The organism is Devosia sp. Root413D1 (genome assembly GCF_001425235.1).
Lineage (GTDB): Bacteria > Pseudomonadota > Alphaproteobacteria > Rhizobiales > Devosiaceae > Devosia_A.
In genome coordinates, this window is the sequence record NZ_LMEA01000011.1 from 197,489 (window position 1) to 214,039 (window position 16,551).

General features: G+C 64.5%; 18 protein-coding genes. 12 read left to right on the forward strand and 6 right to left on the reverse strand.

All coding sequences use genetic code 11. The features are described 5' to 3' along the window. Positions 1–94: 94 nt before the first annotated feature. The 3 genes from ASC89_RS18295 to ASC89_RS18305 all read left to right on the forward strand — a co-directional run bounded on the left by ASC89_RS18295 (position 95) and on the right by ASC89_RS18305 (position 3,031). Positions 95–1,069 carry an ABC transporter substrate-binding protein gene (locus ASC89_RS18295; protein ID WP_055882348.1) on the forward strand — a complete coding sequence of 325 codons (975 nt, stop codon included), beginning with the start codon at positions 95–97 and terminating at the stop codon, positions 1,067–1,069. 70 nt (positions 1,070–1,139) lie between these two features. Then, on the forward strand, positions 1,140–2,264 hold the full coding sequence (locus tag ASC89_RS18300) for an ABC transporter permease (protein ID WP_055882351.1): 1,125 nt from the start codon (positions 1,140–1,142) through the stop codon (positions 2,262–2,264). Beyond that, positions 2,261–3,031: an ATP-binding cassette domain-containing protein gene (locus tag ASC89_RS18305; protein ID WP_055882354.1), complete on the forward strand. Its 771-nt coding sequence runs from the start codon at positions 2,261–2,263 to the stop codon at positions 3,029–3,031. Before ASC89_RS18300 ends, ASC89_RS18305 begins: the two co-directional genes overlap by 4 nt. Before the next feature lie 221 nt (positions 3,032–3,252). On the opposite strand, the gene ASC89_RS18310 is transcribed toward ASC89_RS18305, so the two are convergent. Further along, positions 3,253–4,740, reverse strand: a complete 1,488-nt coding sequence (locus tag ASC89_RS18310; protein ID WP_244488496.1) for a Na+/H+ antiporter NhaC family protein — start codon at positions 4,738–4,740, stop codon at positions 3,253–3,255. 313 nt (positions 4,741–5,053) lie between these two features. On the opposite strand from ASC89_RS18310, the gene ASC89_RS18315 reads away from it, so the two are divergent. Next, the gene (locus ASC89_RS18315; RefSeq protein WP_162247961.1) at positions 5,054–5,629 is read left to right on the forward strand and encodes an SH3 domain-containing protein; all 576 of its coding nucleotides are present in this window, start codon (positions 5,054–5,056) and stop codon (positions 5,627–5,629) included. Between the two features lie 41 nt (positions 5,630–5,670). Here the strand turns inward: ASC89_RS18315 and ASC89_RS18320 are convergent, their stop codons facing one another. Beyond that, positions 5,671–6,036, reverse strand: coding sequence for a VOC family protein (locus ASC89_RS18320; protein ID WP_056000410.1), 366 nt, complete (start codon positions 6,034–6,036; stop codon positions 5,671–5,673). An 11-nt stretch (positions 6,037–6,047) separates the two neighbouring features. Continuing rightward, positions 6,048–7,016, reverse strand: a complete 969-nt coding sequence (locus tag ASC89_RS18325) for an alpha/beta fold hydrolase (RefSeq protein WP_200940462.1) — start codon at positions 7,014–7,016, stop codon at positions 6,048–6,050. A gap of 159 nt (positions 7,017–7,175) precedes the next feature. On the opposite strand from ASC89_RS18325, the gene ASC89_RS18330 reads away from it, so the two are divergent. Beyond that, a complete protein-coding gene (locus ASC89_RS18330; RefSeq protein ID WP_407065076.1) occupies positions 7,176–7,823 on the forward strand; it encodes a TetR/AcrR family transcriptional regulator in 648 nt (215 codons plus the stop codon). Beyond that, entirely contained in the window at positions 7,820–8,323 is a 504-nt protein-coding gene (locus tag ASC89_RS18335; RefSeq protein ID WP_056000413.1) for a GFA family protein, read from the forward strand. The genes ASC89_RS18330 and ASC89_RS18335 overlap by 4 nt, the downstream gene beginning before the upstream one ends. 25 nt (positions 8,324–8,348) lie before the next feature. On the opposite strand, the gene ASC89_RS18340 is transcribed toward ASC89_RS18335, so the two are convergent. Then, positions 8,349–9,773: an FAD-binding oxidoreductase gene (locus tag ASC89_RS18340; RefSeq protein WP_244488497.1), complete on the reverse strand. Its 1,425-nt coding sequence runs from the start codon at positions 9,771–9,773 to the stop codon at positions 8,349–8,351. 175 nt (positions 9,774–9,948) lie between these two features. On the opposite strand from ASC89_RS18340, the gene ASC89_RS18345 reads away from it, so the two are divergent. Beyond that, on the forward strand, positions 9,949–10,932 hold the full coding sequence (locus ASC89_RS18345; RefSeq protein WP_056000416.1) for an AraC family transcriptional regulator: 984 nt from the start codon (positions 9,949–9,951) through the stop codon (positions 10,930–10,932). Between the two features lie 45 nt (positions 10,933–10,977). Here ASC89_RS18345 and dksA read toward each other — a convergent pair whose 3' ends face one another. Then, positions 10,978–11,391: an RNA polymerase-binding protein DksA gene (gene dksA / locus ASC89_RS18350; protein ID WP_055882371.1), complete on the reverse strand. Its 414-nt coding sequence runs from the start codon at positions 11,389–11,391 to the stop codon at positions 10,978–10,980. Positions 11,392–11,506: 115 nt separating this feature from the next. Continuing rightward, on the reverse strand, positions 11,507–11,923 hold the full coding sequence (locus ASC89_RS18355; protein WP_162247962.1) for a flagellar assembly protein FliX: 417 nt from the start codon (positions 11,921–11,923) through the stop codon (positions 11,507–11,509). Between the two features lie 217 nt (positions 11,924–12,140). Here ASC89_RS18355 and ASC89_RS18360 point away from each other — a divergent pair, with 217 nt between their 5' ends. The 5 genes from ASC89_RS18360 (at position 12,141) to ASC89_RS18380 (ending at position 16,366) form a co-directional block, all read left to right on the forward strand. Next, positions 12,141–13,265, forward strand: a complete 1,125-nt coding sequence (locus tag ASC89_RS18360) for a flagellar basal body P-ring protein FlgI (protein ID WP_082533449.1) — start codon at positions 12,141–12,143, stop codon at positions 13,263–13,265. Then, positions 13,265–13,612, forward strand: a complete 348-nt coding sequence (locus tag ASC89_RS18365; protein ID WP_056000422.1) for a rod-binding protein — start codon at positions 13,265–13,267, stop codon at positions 13,610–13,612. The genes ASC89_RS18360 and ASC89_RS18365 overlap by 1 nt, the downstream gene beginning before the upstream one ends. After that, positions 13,609–14,082: a flagellar protein FlgN gene (locus ASC89_RS18370; RefSeq protein WP_056000425.1), complete on the forward strand. Its 474-nt coding sequence runs from the start codon at positions 13,609–13,611 to the stop codon at positions 14,080–14,082. Before ASC89_RS18365 ends, ASC89_RS18370 begins: the two co-directional genes overlap by 4 nt. A 149-nt stretch (positions 14,083–14,231) precedes the next feature. Next, entirely contained in the window at positions 14,232–14,555 is a 324-nt protein-coding gene (locus ASC89_RS18375) for a hypothetical protein (protein ID WP_156384678.1), read from the forward strand. Positions 14,556–14,806: 251 nt separating this feature from the next. Beyond that, complete coding sequence (locus ASC89_RS18380) at positions 14,807–16,366, forward strand: flagellin (RefSeq protein ID WP_056000431.1); 1,560 nt, start codon at positions 14,807–14,809, stop codon at positions 16,364–16,366. Positions 16,367–16,551: the final 185 nt, after the last annotated feature.

Genomic DNA, 16,551 nt, shown 5'->3' on the forward strand with positions numbered 1-16,551 from the left:
CAGTTTACAAATGTGAGCGCGCGGGCCTATCGTTGGTGATCTGGCGGAGGAGTTCAAAGGAGCCGCCGGATCACAACAATAAGGGGAGGTTTCGATGCGTAACGCGTCGACGATGACCGCTGCCCTGCTGGGCACGCTATTACTCTCTACGGCCACCGTTTCCGCCGCCGACATCAAGATCGGCTTCCTGCCGGGCGTGGTCGATCCGTTCTACCAGGTCATGCAACTGGGCGTCGAAGCCGCGGCCAAGGACCTCGGCGTCGAAGTGGTGACCCAGGTCCCGCCGACCTGGGGTGTCGAAGCGCAGACCCCGATCCTCGATGCGCTGGTGGCGCGAGGCGACCTCAACTACATCATCACCGCCCCCACCGATAAGGATCAGATGGTGGCGCCGCTGCAGGCAGCACTCGATGCCGGCATCAAGGTGATCACCGTCGACACCTTCCTCGGCGATGGCGACTATGCCAACGGTCCGGTGAAATTCCCGATCAGCTATATCGGCTCCGACAACGTCGAAGGTGGCCGTATCTCGGCCCGCGGCCTCGCCAAGGCGATCGGCGGCAAGGGCACGGTCTACATCAACTCCACCAACCCCAACGTCTCGTCGGTCGAAGGCCGTGAGCAGGGCTTTGCCGAGGTGATGAAGAACGAGTTCCCCGACATCAAGGTGCTCGGCCCCGACTACAACCTCGATGACCAGAACAAGGCCGCGCAGCAGACCGCCGCGGTGATCGAGCAGAACCCCGACCTCGCCGGCGTGTTCGGCACCAACGTGTTCAGCGCCGGCGGCGCCGGTAACGCGGTGGTCAATGCCGGCCTCGGCGGGCATGTGCAGGTCGTGGCCTATGACGCGACGGCCGAAGCCATCGAGCTGATGGGCAAGGGCGTGGTGTCGCTGGTCCTGGCGCAGAAGCCCTTCGACATGGGCTATATGGCGGTGCAATTCGCCGTCGCCGATGCCGCCGGCGTCACCAGCCTGCCGCGCCGTGTCGAGACCGGCTTTGCCATCATCGACAAAGACAATGTCGCCGATCCCGAATACGCACGCTTCATCTACAAGGTGAACTGACCATCCCGCACGAGCAGCCGGAGGCCTCAGGTCTCCGGCCACCGCCGTCTCTCACCAAGCCGGGGCAGCCGTGACCGACAGCAAGACAATTCCAGCGGAGCCCCGGCTCTCGCCCGACAAGCGTTTCATCCTCCTCGCCAGCCGGCTCTGGGCCTGGGCGTTCCTCGGCCTGATGATCGCCTTTTTCATCATCGTCGTGCCGCTCTCCGGCGGCGCCACCTTCCTGACGCTGCGCAACGCGATGAACATCCTCGTTGCCATCACTCCGGTGCTGCTGCTCGGACTGGGGCAGACCTTCGTCATCATCTCGGCGGGGATCGACCTCAGCGTCGGCTGGGTGATGAGCCTCGCCTCCGTGGTCTCGGCCCACGCCATCCGCGCCTCGTTCAATGCCGGCGCACCGCTGTTTCTCGCCGCCACCCTCGGTTTCCTTGCCGCGGTCGGCGCCTCGGCCGGCGTCGGCCTCGTCAATGGCCTGATCATCGCCAAGCTCAAGGTCCCGGCCTTCATCGTGACGCTCGGCTCATCCTTCATCGTGCGCGGCATGGCGCTGCTGTTCTCCGAGAACACCACCGTCATCGGCCTGCCCGCCGATATCCGCGACTATGGCAATGAATCGCTGTTCTACGTCGTCAACGGCGAAGGCGGCGGCTTCTATGCGTTCTTCCGCCCCGACGTCACCGGCGCCATGCTGCGCCAGATGGACCGCATCTTCACCTGGCCGGTGGTGATCACGGCCATCGTCGTGATCATCTGCATGTTCATCCTCAACCGCACCCAGTTCGGCCGGCATACCTATGCCATCGGCGGCAACATGCAGGCGGCGCTGCGCACCGGCATCCCGGTCGATCGCCACATCGTCAAGCTCTACATGCTGAGTTCGGTCACCGCCGGCATTGCCGGGTTCCTCTCGACGCTGCGCTTCACTGCTGGCTCGGCGGTGATCGGCGATCCGCTGCTTTTGAGCTCCATCGCCGCGGTGATCATCGGCGGCGTCAGCCTGTTCGGCGGCGCCGGCTCGATCATCGGCACGGTGATCGGCGCGCTCATCATCGCGGTGCTGACCACCGGGCTGGTGATGATGAACGTCCAGGCCTTCTGGCAATTCATTGTCGTCGGCGCGGTGGTGATCATCGCCGTGCTCATCGACCAGTCACGCGACCTGATCCTCGGCCGCCGCGGGAGAGGGTCATGAGCGAACCGGTTCTGTCGATCCGCAACCTGGTGAAGCGCTTCGGCGGCCTCACCGCGGTCAACGATGTCAGCCTCGACATCAACCCCGGCGAGGTGGTGGCGCTGCTCGGCGACAACGGCGCCGGCAAGTCGACGCTGATCAAGTGCGTTTCCGGCGTTCACCTGCCCGATGAGGGCGAGATCCGCTTCGAGGGCAAGCCGGTCAGCTTCCCCAAGCCCATCGACGCGCGCAGCGCCGGCATCGAGACGATCTACCAGGATCTGGCGCTGGCCAACAATCTCGACGTGCCCGCCAACATCTTCCTCGGCCGCGAGGTGAAACACCGCTATCTCGGCGGGCTGATCAACACGCTCAACGACAAGCTGATGCTGGCCGAGGCCGAGCAGAGCCTCGCAACCCTCGATATCCAGTTCCCCAGCCTCACCCAGCCGATCGAGAGTCTCTCGGGCGGCCAGCGGCAGGCCGTCGCCATCGCCCGCGCCATCTACTGGAAGGCGCGGCTGATGATCATGGACGAGCCGACCAACAATCTCGGCGTGCCCGAGCAGCAGAAGGTGCTCGAATTGATCCGCCGGTTGCGCGACCAGGGCGTGCCGGTGATCCTCATTACCCACACCATGCCCGACGTCTTCGCCGTCGCCGACCGCATCGTGGTGATGCATCGCGGCCGCAAGGTCACCGAGAAACGCACCGGCGAGACCAACGCGTCCGAACTGGTGCAGTACATGGTGGGCGCGTTGGACGATAGTCGCGAGGCGGTGGCATAGGGGCTGCCTGGCACCGAGCTTCCCCCAACCACGGTGTCACCCCGGCGAAGGCCGGGGCCCATCCTGAGATGCCGCGGTGAGTTGAGGCGCGTGCGGGCCTGCGGGCATTTGGGGAGTCGTGGACAGGCGGGAACTGTGATGCCCCGATAGTCCTCAGGATGGGCCCCGGCCTTCGCCGGGGTGACACCGTGCGGAGGTGAGTATGGGGGCCCTTACCCCATCTACGGCGACACGACGTCCACCGCCTCCTCCGCCCCCGCCTCCACCCGCTCGATCCGAAACCCGCTGAACCCCAGCAGCAACGTGACCAATGGGCTCGCGATGTTGAACAGGCAGAACGGCAGGTAGACCAGTGTCGGCACGCCGAGCACCGCCGCCATATAGGCGCCGCAGGAATTCCACGGGATCAGCGGCGAGGTGACGCTGCCACCATCCGCCACTGCCCGCGACAGGTTGGTGGCGGCCAGACCGCGTTTGCTGAACTCGGCACGGAAAATCCGCGCCGGCAGCACCACCGCCACATACTGGTCGCCGGCGACGATATTGAGTCCGAACGCCGTGCCAACCACGGTGGCGATCAGCGAGCCGGTGCTGCGGGCCCGCATCAGCACCGGCGTCACCAGCTTCAGCAGCAGCCCGAACTCGTCGAGCAGCGTGCCGTAGACCAGGGCGCCGAGGATCAGCCAGATGGTGAGCAGCATGCTCGCCATGCCGCCACGCGACAGCAGACTGTCGACCACCTCGATGCCCGAGTTGGCTTCGAACCCGGTGCCCATCGCCTGCCATCCGCCCTTGAGGTAGGCGGCGGCCGGCACTAGGCCGGGGTCGTTGACGAAGCGCAGCACCGCCTCGGATTGGAGCAACGGCGCCAGCACCGCCGCAGCGAGCGCCGAGCCGATGATCGCCAGCGATGGCGGCACCTTGAAGATCGACAAGACGATCAGCAGCACCAGCGGCAGCAGGGTCAGCGGTGTGATGTTGAACAGCGTCGACAGCGCCGAAAGCTCCGAGGCGATCACGCTGTCGCTCGCGCCGCTCGAACTGTCGGCCCAGCCGAAGATGCCGAAGCCGATGGCGGCGACGAGCAGCGCCGGCACCGAGCTCCAGACCTGCGCCCGCAAATGCGCATAGATGGTGGTGCCGGTCAGTTGCGCGGCGAGTATCGCCGTTTCCGACAGCGGCGACAGCTTCTCGCCGACATAGGCGCCGGAAATCACGGCTCCTGCGGTGATCGCGGGCGAGACGCCGGCGAGGAACGACAGCCCCACCAGCCCGACCCCGATTGTGCCCGCCGTGGTCCACGAGCTGCCGATGCCCATGGCGATGGCGGCGCAGACCAGCAGAGAGGCGAGGTAGAACCAGTCCGGATTGATCACCTGGATGCCATAGTAGACCAGCGTCGGGATGGTCCCGGCCATGTTCCAGGTGCCGATCAGCGCCCCTACCGCGAACAGGATGAAGATGGCGCCGACCACCGAGGAGACGCCCTTACGCCCGGCCTCGGCCACTTCCTCCCAGCTGTGCCCATTCTTCAGCACAATGAACGAGGTGAACATCGCAGCTAGAATAATCGCCACCTGCAGCGGTCCATCCGTCGCCTTGAGCCCGAACAGCGTCACCGCGCCGGCGATCAGCACGGCAAGCACCACCAGCGGCGCCACCGCGTCGAAATAGGACGGTTCGCGGATATGCCGCGGAGCGGTGCTCAACGTCGCCTCCTCGCCTTTGGCCGGCCAAGCGGCTTGTTGCGGGCCATGTCGGCTCTCCGCGTTCAACGAACACCAGCAGCCATCGCAGTTATTGCCTAAGCTTCCGCTGGCGCCGGATGGCCAGGTGACATCAAATAAGATGCAACTATTTACGCGACCGGTTCAACGATTTTGAACTGAACAGCGCGCCATGCGCATCAATTCGCCGCTTTGGATGGTAGTACTTGCGCAACGGACGGCCAACACTTCTCGCGTTCTGTACGAAACCGCACCGTACGCGCGTCTGTTTCCCAGCCGGGTTGAGGAGATCGTTATGATAAGAGCACTATTCATTGCGGCGATGCTGGCTGCTGGCCTGGGAGCAGTGCCCCAGGTGCTGGCGCAAGAGACGTTTGTCATCGTTCCCGACAACCCCGGGGGCGGCAGTGGCGTGGGCAACGCCGTGGCGACCTCCAACGTCAACGTCCGTCGTGGTCCGGGCACCAGTTATGCCGTTGTCGACGTGCTGCGCGCCGGCCAGAGCGTGCGCATCAGCAATTGCAGCGGCGGCTGGTGCTGGGTCAACCACGGCGGCCCTAGCGGTTGGGTGTCGCAGAACTTCCTGTCACGGACCGGCAGTGGCGGCGGCGACTCGAACGTCCGGCGGCGGGCCTGCTTTTACGACGACATCCGTTTCCGTGGCCGCAGCTTCTGCGTCGGCGTCGGCGACAGCAACCGGGATCTCGGCTCCTGGAACAACCGCATCGCCTCGATCAGCATCAGCGGCTCAATGACGGTTAAGGTCTGCGAGGATCGCAACTTCCGCCGCTGCGAGGACTTCAACCGCGATGTCGCCACCCTGCCCTGGTGGCTGGACGGCAACATCTCGTCGTTCCGCACTTTCCGCTGACTGAAAACCGGAGGTCCCGACTCAGGCCGGGACCTCCAGATTCAGTAGCTGCCGATCACCATCCGGTTGCCCTCGCTGTCGCGGAACTCCGCCACCACCCGGCCCGGCTGCCACGGCGCCTCGCCCGGCTCGGTGATGATCTCGACGCCCTTGGCGCGGAGCCGCTCGATCGTTCCCGCCACGTCGGCCTCGACCAGCACCAGCACCGGCTCGGCCGATGGCTTTTCGTCCGGGCGGCGGAGGAAGTGCAGCGCCGTGCGGGCGCCGGGGAACTTCACCTCGACCCATCGCCAGCCATCCGCGCCCATCGGCGCATCGGCAACCACCTCGCAGCCGAGCTTGTCGACATAGAAGGCGATGGCCCGGTCCTGGTCGAACACCGGCAGTTCGGCGAACTGGATGTGCATGCTTGCCTCCGTCAGTTGGCGAACGAGCGGTGCAGCGCGTCCGCAAACGCGGCAGCCTGGGGTCCAAAGCCCATGTGATCGCCGGGGAATTTCGTCGGCGCGATGCCGAGCGTGTTGGTCAGCGCCAGGCTCATTTCCTCGATCGGCTGGCCGGCCGACGCCTCGCCGATGGCGACGACGATCTTCGGGCTGCCTGCCTTCAGCGTCGCCACGTCCGGCGTATAGAGCGACAGCGGCAGCATGCCGTGCGCCAGCCAGTACTCGAAATTGCCGCTGACCCGGGCGAAGGTTTCCGCCTCTTCCGGCGGCATCTCGAATTCCGGCGACGCTTCTGCTGCGTCGCCGCCCTCCTCCGCGAGACCGTTCATCGAGAAGAACATCCCCATCGCCGCATCGACGCCGTCTTTGACGTAGGTGTCGTGGAGCGCCTTGTCGGCCGCCACGGCCTCGCTCGGATCGTCCATCAGCATCATCGAAGGCGGCTCATGCGCCACCAGCGCCTGCACCAGCTTGGGGTGCCGTGCCGCGAGGTTGAGCCCGATCTGTGCACCACCGCTGGTGCCGAACACATAGGCCGGGCCATTGCCCAGCGCCTCGATCAGCGCCGCGGCGTCATCCGCCTGCTGGTCCATCAGCAGCGGCTTGATCTCGCCGTCAAACGTCGAGCGCGAATTGCCGCGCGGATCGTAGGCGACCACGGTGTAGCGGTCGGCGAGGCGCTGCGACAGCTCGGCGAACACACCCGCATCCTGCGGACCGCCGGGGATGATCAGCAGCGTCGGGCCGCTGCCCTGCACCTCGTAGTAAAGCGTCGCGCCCGGGACCTTGAGGGTGGCCGATCTGGTGTGGTTGGTCATCGAAACGTCTCCTGCGGTGTGATTTTCAGGCGATTGCATTGCGGCCTCTGCCAGCGTGCCAGGGATCGGCAGGGCAAGCGCTCCGACCACAGTGGCAACCAGCACGAAGCTTCGGTTCGACATTCAAGCTCTCCCTGCTTCTCGTATGGCGGCTGCTGCCGCCCCCACTCAGAACTGGACCGTCCAGTTCTGTACTGTTGTCAGAAACTAGACTGTCCAGTACTGTGATGTCAATCAGGGCTGTGAAGGTTTTTGGAAAGTGGCAGGTCGATGGGCTCGGAAGTGAACGAACACGCGGATGCGGAAGGCGATGGCCGCTCGGCCCGCAAACGCCGGGCCATTCTCGACGCCGCCACCGAGGTGTTCCTGAAAAGCGGCTATCTCGGCACCAACATGGATGAGATCGCCGCCCTCTCTGCCGTGTCAAAGCAGACCGTCTACAAGCACTTCTCTTCGAAGGAGGCGCTGTTCGTCGAGATCGTCGGCGGCATGACCACCGGCGCCGGCGACACCGTGCATAACGACGTGGCGCAGCTCGGGCCGGACGAGGACCTCGCTGACTACCTCGTCGAATATGCGTTACGGCAGCTGACCGTCGTTCTGACGCCCCGCATCATGCAGTTGCGGCGTCTGGTGATCGGCGAGGTGACACGCTTCCCCGAACTGGCCCGTGTGCTTTACGAGCGCGGCCCGGCACGCGCCATGAAGATGCTGGCCGCTGTGTTCGAGGGCCTCGCCAAACGCGGCCTGCTTGCTGTCGACGACCCGGCAACCGCGGCGGAACACTTCAACTGGCTGATCATGTCGGCTCCGCTGAACCAGGCCATGCTGCTCGGCGACGATGCCATTCCCTCGCAGGCCGAACTGCGTCGCAACGCCGAGGCCGGTGTACGAGTCTTCCTCGCCGCCTATGGCAGAACGAAGCGATGACGGCGCGGTATGTGGCACGCTGTGCCTGCGGCAATGTCGAACTCGAGCTGACTGGCGCGCCGGTAATCAGCCTCGTCTGCCATTGCGATGACTGCCAGGCCGGCTCCCGCCTGATCGAAGCCCTGCCCGGCGCACCAGCGATTCTGGATGCCGGCGCCGGCACGCCTTACCTGCTCTATCGCAATGATCGGGTGCACTGCACCAAGGGCGCCGAGCTGCTCGAGGGCTACAGGTTGAAATCGGACTCGACCACCAGCCGCATGGTCGCCAGCTGCTGCAACTCGGCCATGCAGGTGCGGCTCCCGTCCGTATTGCACTGGACGCCCGTCTATCGCGACCGCATCGTTCCGCCGGCGCCGCGGCTGGAAATGCGTATTCAGACCAGGTTCGTGCCCGCCGCTGTCGCCGTCCCGGCTGACCTGCCAAGCGTCAGGGGCGTGCCGCTCCGCTTCTTCACCCGGCTGATCGCGGCTCGCATCGCGATGACGCTACGGCTGTAGCGTCATCGCGAACCAGGGAGTCGGACTAAGCCGACGGCCGGATGTTCTGATTGACGTGGAACAGGTTGGTCGGGTCGTACTTGGCCTTGAGGCTTGCCAACCGAGAGTAGTTGTCGCCATAGGTCGCCCGAACCCGCGCTTCGCCTTCCTCCATCATGAAGTTCGGATAGGCGCCGCTGAGATCGTAAGGGTGGACGGCGTTCCAGTAGCCATTGGCCCAATCCTTCAGCGCCCCTGCCCGGGCTGGATCCGAATCGACGCCGACGATGACCATCGACCAGCGCGCATTGCGGCAGTTCCAGGCCGTATCGCCGCTGGCCTTGTCGTGAACGGCGCCATCGATCGGATAGAGGTGCATGGCCGAGATCGGGGTCGGAACCGTGGCGGCATGCTTCAGGTGTTCCGCAATCGCCTCATCCGATAGCGTCTCGACGAAATCGCCCTTCCAGTACCACTGCAGCCCCGTCGGATAGAGCGCATCGAACATGCTCTGCAGCGCCGGATAGGCGATCGGCCCGGCCCAGTCGATGATTGGCGCCGGGAGCTCGGCCCGGATCCGGTTCACCGCGGCCTCGGCATTCTCGCCATTATGCGCGACCAGCAGCACACACATCTTCTTGCCCCAGTGCTCCCTGGGGAACGGGTCGCCCGGCGGCACCGATTGCAGCCCAAGCCAGATGTAGAAATCCTTTGGCGCCCCCTCCTGGAACGCCCGATACCACCGCATCACCGTCTCGGCGTGGCTGAGATCGAAGATGATCGGCCCACCGTAGAGCATCTTGGCCGGATGCGTACGGAACAGGAAGCTCGTCACGACGCCGAAATTGCCGCCACCGCCACGCAGCGCCCACATCAGGTCGCTGTTCTCGGTCTCACTGGCGGTGACGAAGCTGCCATCGGCGAGCACCACATCGGCCTCGATCAGGCTGTCGATGGCGAGGCCATACTGCCGGCTGAGATACCCATGTCCGCCCGACAGGGTGAGACCACCCACGCCGGTCGTCGAGATGATGCCGAAGGGGACAGCCTGGCCGAAGGCATGCGTGGCGTGGTCCACGTCGCCCGTCGTGCATCCCGGCCCCACTCGGACCGTCCGCTCCTTCGGGTCGACCCGCACGCCTTTCATCATCGAAAGGTCGATGACGAGACCATTGTCGACGCTGGCAAATCCCGGCCCGTTGTGTCCGCCGCCGCGCACGGCAATGGCCAGGCTGTGCTCGCGTCCGAAATTCACCGCCGTGATCACGTCGCCGCTGTCGACGCATTGCGCGATCAGCATCGGCCGCTTGTCGATCATGCCGTTATAGAGCTTGCGGGCACCGTCATAGGCGGTGTCGCTGGCTCGGATGAGCGTACCCCTCAGGTTGCCGGCAAAGCTGTTGATGTCCTCGTCATGCATGCTGTCCTCCCAGAAATCGATCAGCCGGCAAAAGCTACCCACGCTCTCCATTCTGACGAATATCCGATCGTCCCGTTTCATTGCTCGGGCGTCCGGACCCGACACGGCAAGAACGTCGGGGCGCTGCGCCTTGCCTCGCCCAGTCGTTTCGGTGATAGTCGATGCATATCGAGGAAGGCATTTTGTCCCGTGTTGCGGTAATTCCGGCCGCGCGGAGTGCCTGCGAATGGACGTTCTTTCAGACGTGCTTGCCGCCGTACGGCTAACCGGCGCGATATTCTTCGACAGCACTTTCCGCGAGCCCTGGGTCGCGGAAGCGCCGCGCGCCTCGGTGATAGCCAGCAAGGTGATGCCGAACTCGCAATACGTGTTCTTCTTCCACACCCTGATCGAGGGCGCCTGCTGGGTGGAGATGACCGACGGCTCAGCCGAGCCGCTTCGCCTCGAGGCCGGCGACATCGTTGCCTTTCCGATGGACGATGCGCATGCCCTCTGCTCGGCGATCGGCATGCGGGCCAAACCCGACCTCGCTATGTACCATCATCCGATCGATCGCCAACTGCCCTACGTCGTCAACGAAGGCTCCAGCATCGGCTCCTGCCGCTTCGTTTGCGGCTATCTCGGCTGCGATATCCGTCCCTACAACCCATTCATCAAATCGCTGCCCCGGGTCCTGCATGGACGCGGTACCGCCCGGCAGGGCTGGCTGGTCAACCTCGTCCATCATGCAGTCTCGGAGACTGACCGGGGCAACCCGGGTGGCGAGACGGTTCTTGCCAAGCTTGCCGAGCTGATGTTCGTGCAGGTGATCCGTGAATATGTGGAAGGCCTGCCCGAGGATGCTCGCGGCTGGCTCTCGGGGCTGAAGGACCCGCATGTCGGCCAGGCCCTTCGTCTGATCCACGGCCAGCCGGCGGCAAACTGGACACTCGAGGGCCTGGCGCGCGCCGTCGGGTTGTCGCGGACGGTCTTCGCCAACCGCTTCACCCACTATGCATGCGATCCGCCAATGCAGTACCTGGCGCGCTGGCGCATGCAGCTGGCAGCGCGGCTGCTGGAGAATCCCGGGATAAGCGTCGCGCAGGCCGGCGCTCAGGTCGGCTACGACTCCGAGGCAGCCTTCAACCGCGCCTTCAAGAAGGTGGTCGGACTCCCGCCCGGCACATGGCGCAAGGGTCGTGCTCCCGGGCCGGGCCTGTCAGCGAACTAGCCGGAGCCACAAACAACAAGGCCCGCATCGCTGCGGGCCTTCTTGTCATTCGTCGCGGTACACCTTCTCGCGCCGCTCGTGCATTTCCTGGGCTTCCAGGGAGAGCGTGGCGATCGGCCGGGCGTCGAGTCGGGCGATCCCGATCGGGTCGCCGGTCTCTTCGCAATAGCCGTAGGTGTTATCCTCGATCCGCTTGAGCGCCGCGTCGATCTTCGAGATCAGCTTGCGCTGCCGATCACGGGTGCGGAGTTCAAGTGCCCGATCGCTCTCCGAGGAGGCGCGGTCGGCCATGTCCGGATGGTTCTGGCTTTCTTCCTGCAGGTTCTCGAGCGTTTCGCGGCTTTCTGCGAGGATCTCGCTCTTCCACCGCTCCAGCTTCTGCCGGAAGTACTCCCGCTGCCGCGGGTTCATAAACGGTTCGTCCTGAGTAGGTCGGTATTCAAGAACTTCAGTCGACATTCTGACTCGATTCCAAAACGCCCCTAATGGCGGGCCTTATAGTGGCGCAAGGGCATGCTTCGCAAGCTTTCAAAAGCTTGGTGATTAATCCGTGAGTGGAGAGGCGCCAACTGTGTCAGGCGGGGTACAGTCCGCGCTTGGCCAGTTCGACCCTGGCGCGCAGCTCGATATCGTCGAGCAAAGCGTCCAATCCGGGCTCGCTTCGCTCCCGCGCCTGGGTCAACACAGCCATGAGCTGGTTGAGGCGCCCCTCGGCCATCCGGCCGACCAGCAGGTCGCCGCGCAGCCCCTCGAGCGTATCGATCAGCTGGTTGCCGCGACGCACCACCTTCTTGCGCCTGAGCAGCGGATCTTCGACCGCCTGCAACGCCAGCAATGCATCGAGCGAAGTGGTGGCGGCGATCGTTGCGGTCGGCCGCGCCTCCTGAGCCTGCGCCCCCTGCCCGATCTCGAACGCCACGCCGGACGAGCTGCGGCCGGCCGCCGAGCGCCCCGCCACATTGCCTACCCGCGCATTGTTCTCGATCCGCACCGGACTCACCTGCCTGCCATTGCCCGGCAAAATCTGCCGCCAGCAGTTAAGCAAACGTTAATGCACCCGGCAGGACTTGCCGACCAGCATCATCCAAACCCACTCGCCGAGCGCCAATCTCGTGCAATTTCAACGTATTGGCGAAACTGGCACGGTTCTCGCAATACCACTGGCAATCACGGCGCATGGGGATGTGCCGCACTCCGGGGACTGCCAGATGGCCAAATTCAACCTCAAACGCGCACTGCTCGGTCTTATGACGGCATTGCTGCTGCTGCCGCAGCCAAGCGTGACCTACGCCGCTGCCGCCCGCATCAAGGATGTCGTCAACATCGAGGGCGTCCGCGACAACCAGCTGGTCGGCTACGGCCTGGTGGTCGGCCTCAACGGCACCGGCGACGGGCTCAACAACTCGCCCTTCACCAAGCAGAGCCTGCAGGCCATGCTCGAGCGGCTGGGCGTCAATACCCGCGGCGAGAACATGCGTACGGGCAACGTCGCGGCAGTGATGGTGACGGCGAACCTTTCGGCCTTCTCGACCCAGGGCTCGCGCCTCGACGTCAATGTCGCCTCGCTCGGCGATGCCAAGAGCCTGCAGGGCGGCACCTTGCTGGTCACCCCGCTGCTCGGCGCCGATGGCGAGGTCTATGCCATCGCCCAGGGTTCGGTCACCATCAACGGCTTCTCGGCCGAAGGCGACGCCGCCTCGGTGGTCTCGGGCGTCCCCACCACCGGCCGCATCTCCTCCGGCGGCCTGATCGAGCGCGAGATCGGCTTCGTGCTCGGCGCCCAGCGCACGCTGCGGCTGGCCTTGCGCAACCCCGACCTTACCACCTCGCGCCGCATCGCGCTGGCGATCAACGATTTCATCGGCGTGCCCTGCGCCACCCCCGAAGATCCGGCGACCATCCGGCTCAACCTGCCTCGCAACTTCAACGGCAACATCGTCGACCTCCTGACCGACATCGAGCAGCTGGTGATCGAGACCGACTTGCCGGCCAAGATCGTCATCGACGAGAACTCCGGCATCATTGTCATGGGCAAGGACGTGCGGGTTTCGACCGTCGCCGTCGCCCAGTCGAACCTCACGGTGACCATTGCCGAGAGCCCCACCGTGGTGCAGCCGAACCCGCTGAGCCTCGGCCAGACCGCAGTGGAGCCACGCACCGACCTCTCGGTAAACACCACCGAAACCAACCTCGCGGTGGTGCCGGAATCGGTGAGCCTGCAGGAACTGGTCGATGGCCTCAATGCGCTGGGCATCAGCCCGCGCGACCTCATCGCCATCCTCCAGGCCGTGAAAGCCTCCGGCGCGCTGCAGGCCGAAATCGAGGTGCTGTGATGCTGAGCTCCGCCTCCGGCCTCGGCTTTGCCGGCCAAAACAGAACGACGACGCTCTCTCCCGCTCAGGTTGGGCACCTTCGCGAGCAGGCAAAGGACCTTGAGGGTGTTTTCCTCAACACCTTGATGAAGGAAATGTTCGCCTCGTTGAAGACCGACGAGAGCGCAATGGGTGGCGGTTTTGCCGAGGAAACCTGGCGCGGCATGCAGGCCGAGCAGATGGCCGATGTGCTGGCCCGCTCGGGCGGCGTCGGCCTCGCCGATGCGCTGTTGCCTGATCTCATCGCGGCGCAGGAAGCCGCCCAGAACTCCTTCCCAACAACAAGAACCAGCGGAGCGCTGAAATGATGAATGCTGCTGCCGAACGCCTCGCGGCCCTCGACTCGCTTCCCGCCGCCGAGCTCTGCGGCCTCGCCATGGAAACGCTCGAAAACCTGGTCGTGGTGCTGAACCAGGAGACCACGCTGCTCCGCGCCGGCCGCGCCAAGGATGCCGGCCATCTGACGGCTGAAAAGACCCGCCTCGCCCAGGATTACATGGGCTTTGCCCGCTCGGTACAGCGCCAGTCGGCTCGGCTGCGCGCCGAGGCCCCGGCTCTGGTCGACGCCTTGCTCGGCGGACATGATCGGCTGGCCACGCAGATGGCCGAGAACCTGCGCGTCATCGCCACCGCCCGCTCGGTCACCGAGGAGCTCCTCACCGATGTGGCCAAGGCGATTAACGCCAAGGCCCGGCCCAAGACCTACGGCGCCAATGGCGAAATCGCCGGCCAGCCACCGCAGGCCGCCAGTGGCGTCTCGATCAACCGCGCGCTCTAGAGCACTTCAGCGCGACAAAACTCAGACCTGGAGGGTTCCAACGCTCTAGATCACTACAGTTTTCGGCAAATTGCTTCGAACCGCGAAAGCGGGATGAAAGCTTGGACCGGCATGCTTGTCCGCTAGTGGCAAATTAGGAATGCCGGTCCATGAGCGCCAGAATAGCGCCCGAACCGATCAACATGGGACTCGGAGCCGTCGCCGACTATCGGTCGCGCACGCTGCTCGGCGATTCCCGTCACGGGTCGGACCAGCCGGACGCCCCGCCGCCCCCTCCCCCACAGAACAATGCCGCGCAGCTGCTGCCGCCGCTCCCCGCGCCGCCGCCTCCGCCGGGTTCGGCCTTTGCCGCAGCCCTGCTCTCCGGCCAACTGCCGCCCAAGCCCACCAGCGACCGCGAAATCATCCTCAGGCTGGGCAGTGCCGACCTGCCGGCGCAGGGTTCGCTGGCGCTGCACGATCGGCTCGTCTGAGCCCTGACGATTCTGCGTCGGCGGCAGCCAATTCCCTAACCACGAGTCATCCGACGCATGCTCGGCAAGAACTGCCGAAACGCCGGTTTCCCCAAGATATCCAAGGCACTGCGGGCGACATCGGCTCGTCACGGAACACAAAATTAACTGCGTTCGGAAGCATCCCGTTAACCATTCTTAAGCCGGCCAAGGCTACGATCCCTCTCAATCTCAGGACGAGATTATCGATTTAGCCAGAAGGGATTCCACCCATGCCGGAAGTTAACCTGTCAAAGGCGGTTCGCTCGAACCTCCTGAGCCTCCAGTCCACCGCTGCCTCGATGGCAAAGACGCAGGAGCGTCTCGCCACCGGCCTCAAGGTGAACACTGCGCTCGACAACCCGACCAACTTCTTCACTGCCGCGTCGCTGAATAGTCGTGCGTCCGACATGGCAAACCTGCTGGACTCGATGTCGAACGGCATCAAGACCATTGAAGCCGCTGATAACGGCCTCACCTCGATCACCAAGACGGTCGAGTCGATGCAGTCTGCCCTGCGCCAGGCGCGTCAGGACAAGTCGTTCAAGACCATGTCCTATGCGCTGGATAGCACGGCGATCGGCACTGCCACCGCCAAGACGATCTCGTTCGAAGGCGGCTCGGTCGGCACTACGCCGGTCAGCATCAACCTGAACACCACCGGCGCCGGTTCTGCCGCTACCGCGGGCACCGTGTCGTCGACCTTTGCCTCGACAGTCACCTTCGACGATCCGGGTGACCAACTGAACTTCTCGGTCGCCGTCGATGGTGGCGCTGCCACTGCCGTTACGATCGACGCTCAGACGCTGACCGACGCCGGTATCGTAGGCGGTGCGATCACCAGCGGTGCGGACCTCCGCGCTGCCGTTGCCCAGGCCCTGACCGACGCCAGCATCACCGGTGTCACTGTCGGCGGCTCTGGTACGGCGATGTCGCTCACCTCGAACACCACCGGCGCAACCTCGTCCGTCGCCATCTCGGCGGTTGGCGTGGTGAACGGCGGTGGTGCCAACACCATCACCAACACCTCGGGTATCGCTGCTGCATCGGATTCGGGTGACGCGCTGGTCCCCGCTGGTGCAGTGAAGACTGTTGATGCCCTGGTGCAGGAGATCAACACCAACACCTCGCTGAAGGATAAGATCCGCGCCTCCAACGACAACGGCAAGCTCCGCATCGAGAACCTCTCGACCGAGGAGCTGACCGTCACCGGTATCGGCACGGATGGCGAAGTCGACGGCACCACGAATGAAGGCACCATCGACGGCAACACCGTTCGCAAGAACCTCGTCACCCAGTTCAACGAACTGCGCGACCAGCTTGACAAGTTCGCCGACGATGCCTCCTTCAACGGCATCAACCTGCTCCGAGGCGACAAGCTCAAGCTGACGTTCAACGAGACCGGCACTTCGACCATCGACATCCAGGCCAAGAACGAGAACGGCGATCCGATCGCCATCAACAACACCACCCTGGGCATCAACCACGTCGTCAACTCGGACTTCGACAGCGACACGTCGCTCGACGGGAAGCTGGAAATTCTCGGCACCGCACTCGGCAAGCTCCGTTCGCAGGCCTCTTCCTTCGGCTCGAACCTGTCGATCGTGCAGAACCGCACCGACTTCACCAAGAACATGATCAACACGCTGGAAACCGGCGCGGCGAACCTGACCTTGGCCGATACAAACGAGGAAGCGGCGAACCTTCTCGCCCTGCAGACCCGCCAGCAGCTGTCGTCGACGGCGCTGTCGATGGCCTCGCAGGCCGACCAGGCGGTGCTCCGCCTGTTCTAAGGCAAGCTACCTCGGGGAATACCAAAGGCGGGCTTCGGCCCGCCTTTTTCATTGGCTAGGCGGCTTGGCGTGCCAGTTCGAAGCATTGAGCAAACTGCTCATTAACTTTGCCTCGAATGCCCAGGACATTTGCCTCCAATGTCCGAGGCAAACTTCAATTCACCGATCGAACTTAAGACTTCTTT